The organism is Caldibacillus sp. 210928-DFI.2.18 (assembly GCF_020554505.1).
Classification (GTDB): domain Bacteria; phylum Bacillota; class Bacilli; order Bacillales; family Caldibacillaceae; genus Caldifermentibacillus; species Caldifermentibacillus hisashii.
The window spans coordinates 1-4609 of sequence record NZ_JAJCHL010000146.1; the positions used below are offsets into that span (position 1 = coordinate 1).

5 protein-coding genes are annotated in these 4609 nt (G+C 35.2%); 3 read left to right on the plus strand and 2 right to left on the minus strand.

Annotated elements, in window-relative coordinates:
* Positions 1-490 precede the first annotated feature (490 nt).
* Complete coding sequence (pabB, locus tag LIZ98_RS16915) at positions 491-2317, plus strand: aminodeoxychorismate synthase component I (RefSeq protein WP_227140339.1); 1827 nt, start codon at positions 491-493, stop codon at positions 2315-2317.
* 112 nt (positions 2318-2429) lie between these two features.
* On the opposite strand, the gene LIZ98_RS16920 is transcribed toward pabB, so the two are convergent.
* Positions 2430-2975, minus strand: a complete 546-nt coding sequence (locus LIZ98_RS16920; protein WP_227140340.1) for a cupin domain-containing protein — start codon at positions 2973-2975, stop codon at positions 2430-2432.
* Between the two features lie 169 nt (positions 2976-3144).
* Positions 3145-3531, minus strand: coding sequence for an SMU1112c/YaeR family gloxylase I-like metalloprotein (gloA2, locus tag LIZ98_RS16925; RefSeq protein WP_034768249.1), 387 nt, complete (start codon positions 3529-3531; stop codon positions 3145-3147).
* Positions 3532-3723: 192 nt separating this feature from the next.
* On the opposite strand from gloA2, the gene LIZ98_RS16930 reads away from it, so the two are divergent.
* Together LIZ98_RS16930 and LIZ98_RS16935 are read left to right on the plus strand one after the other, a co-directional pair.
* Positions 3724-4374, plus strand: a complete 651-nt coding sequence (locus tag LIZ98_RS16930; RefSeq protein WP_227140341.1) for an IS607 family transposase — start codon at positions 3724-3726, stop codon at positions 4372-4374.
* Complete coding sequence (locus LIZ98_RS16935) at positions 4337-4588, plus strand: helix-turn-helix domain-containing protein (protein ID WP_227140342.1); 252 nt, start codon at positions 4337-4339, stop codon at positions 4586-4588. Before LIZ98_RS16930 ends, LIZ98_RS16935 begins: the two co-directional genes overlap by 38 nt.
* Positions 4589-4609 lie beyond the last annotated feature (21 nt).

The window sequence follows — 4609 nt, forward strand, 5'->3', positions numbered from 1 at the left end:
CCCCAAACCATTAGTCTTGACTACTATTATACATAATATAAATTGTAAAATCAACCCTTTTTTGCACCTACAAAAAAATAGTCTATACTACTAGTTTAGTAGAGAATGTTGATATATCAAGGTTTTACGGTAAATTTATCTTATTTAGGTTGAACTTGAGTTTATAATTGAAAGAATGGCTTTCTTATCATCTAGTTGCGCTAGTCTAATTTCCACCGAAAACCCACCTTATTTATATAAAATATTTTTATTATTTTATCATAAGCGGATGTTAAGAAACAGTTGTTTTCAATTTGTATATGAAAAAGTTTAAAGTATACTATCTTTATAGGAATCAATTGTTTAAAAGGCAGGATGGAATATTAAAAATATATCATTCAATTTTGGAACTGATTGGTCATACACCGATTGTGAAATTGGGGAACGGTATTTATCCTCGGATTTATTTTTTGATGAAAAATAATGTTATTTGAGCTTAGGAGAACATGTTATGAAAGATCAACAATTGCAAAATGATGAACCACTGTTAGCTTTTGAATTTGCTTCTTCAACCGGTGAAATTATACCTTATTTGTTTAAGGACCCGTTGGAGATTATTGAAGCATACACGTTTGAAGATGTTTTGACCGGTTTGGATCGTATTCAAGATGCTATTAACCAAGGTTACTATGCAGCAGGCTTTTTGTCATACGAAAGTGCTCCTGCCTTTCATCAAGTATTAAAGGTAAAAAATGGAAATACAATGCCGTTATTATGGTTTGGCATATTTTCTGAACCCGATCATGCATATGTAAACCGTACGAGTTCTTTTTCATTGTCAGATTGGCAGCCGGATGTCAGTCAGCATGAATACCGTACCGCGATTTCACAAATTAAAAATGCCATAAAAAAGGGGATAACTTACCAGACTAATTATACTCTTCGGCTCAATGCCCGGTTTCAAGGTGATGCAATATCTTTATTTACACAAATGAAAAATGCCCAAGCCGCAAATTACAGTGCTTATATCCATACAGGTGAGTTCAGTGTTATATCGGCTTCCCCTGAATTATTTTTTCATTTAAAAGATAATGTTTTAACAACAAAACCAATGAAAGGAACGGTAAAAAGAGGGAAAACATTTGAGGAAGATCGGGAAAAAGCTGAGTGGTTATATCAGTCGGAAAAAAATCGTGCCGAGAATATCATGATTGTCGACTTGTTACGGAATGATTTAGGAATAATTGCCGAAATTGGTACCGTACATGTTGAGAAACTTTTTGAAATCGAACCGTATCCGACCGTTCATCAGATGACATCAACGATTAAGGCAAAATTAAAATCTAATACAAAGTTTGTTGATATTTTTAAAGCTATTTTTCCATGTGGCTCAATTACCGGTGCTCCCAAGGCAAGTACGATGAAAATAATTGCTGAATTGGAAAAGGCACCGCGTGAGGTATATTGCGGAACGATCGGATTTATTACACCGGATAAGGAAGCCATCTTCAACGTGCCCATTCGGACAATAATCATTGACAATAAGTCCGGTAAAGCAACCTATGGAGTCGGTGGTGGAATAACTTGGGATTCAACCGCAGAAGATGAATATAATGAAGTGATTGCGAAATCCAGTATTTTAGAAGTGGATTTTCCGGAATTCCAGTTATTGGAGAGTATTTTGCTAGAAAATGGAAAATATTTTTTGCTGGAAGAACATTTGGGGCGAATGAAAAAGTCAGCAGCTTACTTTCAATTCCATTTTGATGAGGAAAAAATCAAGCAGTCTTTATATAAGTTGGCTTCTGATAACGGACAAGGTCTATATAAAGTACGACTGCTCTTAGAAAAAAACGGGGACATTTTTACCGAGATCCACTCGATTGTTCTCGGGCAGACTGGCGTCAAACCGATTGAACAAGCGGACTCTTTTATGGAACATGCGGCTCCCCCACTTGTCGAACGACCTAAAGTCGTATTGGCTGACAAACCGATTAAGCGCGAAAACATATTTTATTATCACAAAACGACAAATAGAAAAATATACTCACAATTTCAAAGTCAGAAGCCTGATATTTTTGACGTTTTATTATGGAACGAAGAGATGGAATTGACTGAATTTATTAATGGCAATGTTGTTCTTGAAATTGATGGCAAATTATGGACACCACCGGTAAAAAGCGGTCTTCTCGCCGGGACATATCGGGGATTTCTGCTAAAGCAAGGGAAAATTAGCGAAAAAACCTTAAAACTTGCAGACTTAAACACATGCACAAAGATTTGGTTGATTAATAGTGTAAGAAAATGGGTCGAGGTTGAACGAATCGAAAGTAAGTGAGGAGAATGTCTCGTGGACGTTTTGGCATATTTCTAAATCCATTTTGTCCACGAGATTGCTTCAATTTTTTATCTATTATCCATCTTTTCACTTGTAGTTTCTTTGGTAAATCTTACTCAGCTGCCATTGCTTCAGCTTTCGTCGCGTGAACGGTTCCGCGTGGATGTTGTGGTGGTGCATAAATTGAATACAATTTCAGCGGGACATTCCCGGTATTAATCACATTATGCCAAGTACCGGCCGGGACCATTATCGCCGAATCATCGTGTATTCTTCTCACATAATTCAAGTTATTACGACTTCTTCCCATGCGAACAACACCTTGACCTTGTTCCACTCGTAAAAATTGATCGACTTCCGGATGAATTTCCAAACCGATATCTTCCCCTACCTTCAAACTCATCAATGTCACCTGTAAATGATTACCGGTCCAGAGGGCTGTTCGGAAGGTGTCGTTTTGCTTCGTAACTTCCTCGATATCCACCACAAACGGTTCCGGCCCGTAATCTCTGATGGACGTCTGATTGTTCACTCTTTGTGCCTGAAATTGAGGGTTACCATTCGAATCGGTTCCATAAAAAGGCAGTGCACGATAAGAATTTATCGGTACATTGACATAATAAGGAGATGGACAACAATAGGAAACATAATAATACATGTTCTCATTCCCTTCAAATATTTTCAAAGTATCCTATGCAAAATGCCTGGTTAATGTACTTTACAAAAGGAAAGAGAATGAGCTTCCAGTATGTAATTCGATCAATGTTTTAAAGAATAACTTGCCTTGAAAAACTTTACTTTAATATCCTTGAGAGACGTCTAAATAATTATATTTCATAAATTTCAATCGGTAGGCCATCCGGATCTGCAAAAAATGTAAATCGTTTACCGGTAAGCTCGTCAATTCGGATCGGTTCAACGTCTATGCCTTTGTTTTCCAACTCTGTTTTCCATTCTTCCACCGACACAACGGCAAATGCCAAATGTCTAAGACCGGCTGCTTCCGGATAACTTGGTCGCTTTGGCGGATTTGGAAAAGAAAACAACTCTATTTGACTATTCGCCCCGACAGCTAAATCAAGTTTATATGAGTCCCGTTCTTTCCGATAAGTTTCTTGAATGATTGGAAGACCAAGTATTTTGGTATAAAAATGTTTTGACTTTTCATAGTCGGAACAAATAATCGCTACATGATGAATAAATTCCAGTTTCATACTAATACCTCCGAGTAATTTATACTGTTCAATTATAACAAAGAACCCTTTACCCGAGCGAATTTCCCGGGAAAAGGTGGCTTGTTGCATAAAGAGGGATTAAACAGTTTTTAATAACTTATAAAAAGTTATAAAATTTTTGGTGACTTTATAATTTATTCATGCTATATTTAATCTAAGGAGGAATATAGCATGAGATATTACAGCATTCATGAATTTTCCAAATTAATCAATCGAACGCCACAAACATTGAGAAATTGGGATAAAAGTGGAAAATTAAAACCACATCATACTGGCTCAAACGGCTATAGATATTATTCTCACGATCAACTTAAAGAGGTACTTGGTATTAAAGAAACTAGTCAAAAAGTGGTTGGTTATTGCAGAGTCTCTTCTAATAAACAAAAAGATGATTTGCAAAGACAAGTTGAAAATATGAAAAAATATTTAGAATCGTTAAATGTTGAATATGAAATCATTCAAGACATTGGTAGTGGGATTAATTACAAGAAAAAAGGTTTGCGACAACTAATCAAAATGATAAATAACAAAGAAGTAGATAAAATAGTAGTATTCTATAAAGATAGGCTTCTTAGATTTGGTTTTGAATTGGTTGAGTATATGGCAAACCTTAATGGGTGTGAGATTGAAGTTTTAGATAGCACCGAAAAAACAGATGAACAAGAACTTGTAGAAGATTTAATACAGATTGTTACAGTATTTAGTTGTAGATTACAAGGAAAACGTGCTAATAAAACTAGAAAGTTAGTAGATGAACTAATTGAGGAAAATGAGGAGTTACTAAATGATAAAGTCAATAAAAGTAATGCTGAAACCAAATAATAAACAAAAAAATAAATTATTTCTATATGCGAATACAGCTAGATTTGCTTATAATTGGACAATCGCAAAACAACAAGAAAATTTTCAAAATGGCGGTAAATTCATCAATGATTCAATTTTGAGAAAACAGTTTACTCAAATGAAAAAGCTTGATGAATTTAATTGGCTGAATAATGTAAGTAACTCAGCTTTCGCAGTCCAAAATCTTGTTTAAATGCTTGATGTAAATGGTTTT

Coding starts and splice junctions, on each gene's coding strand:
- pabB (WP_227140339.1), top strand. CDS start 491: ATGAAAGATCAACAATTGCAAAATGATGAACCACTGTTAGCTTTTGAA.
- LIZ98_RS16920 (WP_227140340.1), bottom strand. CDS start 2,975: ATGTATTATTATGTTTCCTATTGTTGTCCATCTCCTTATTATGTCAAT.
- gloA2 (WP_034768249.1), bottom strand. CDS start 3,531: ATGAAACTGGAATTTATTCATCATGTAGCGATTATTTGTTCCGACTAT.
- LIZ98_RS16930 (WP_227140341.1), top strand. CDS start 3,724: ATGAGATATTACAGCATTCATGAATTTTCCAAATTAATCAATCGAACG.
- LIZ98_RS16935 (WP_227140342.1), top strand. CDS start 4,337: ATGATAAAGTCAATAAAAGTAATGCTGAAACCAAATAATAAACAAAAA.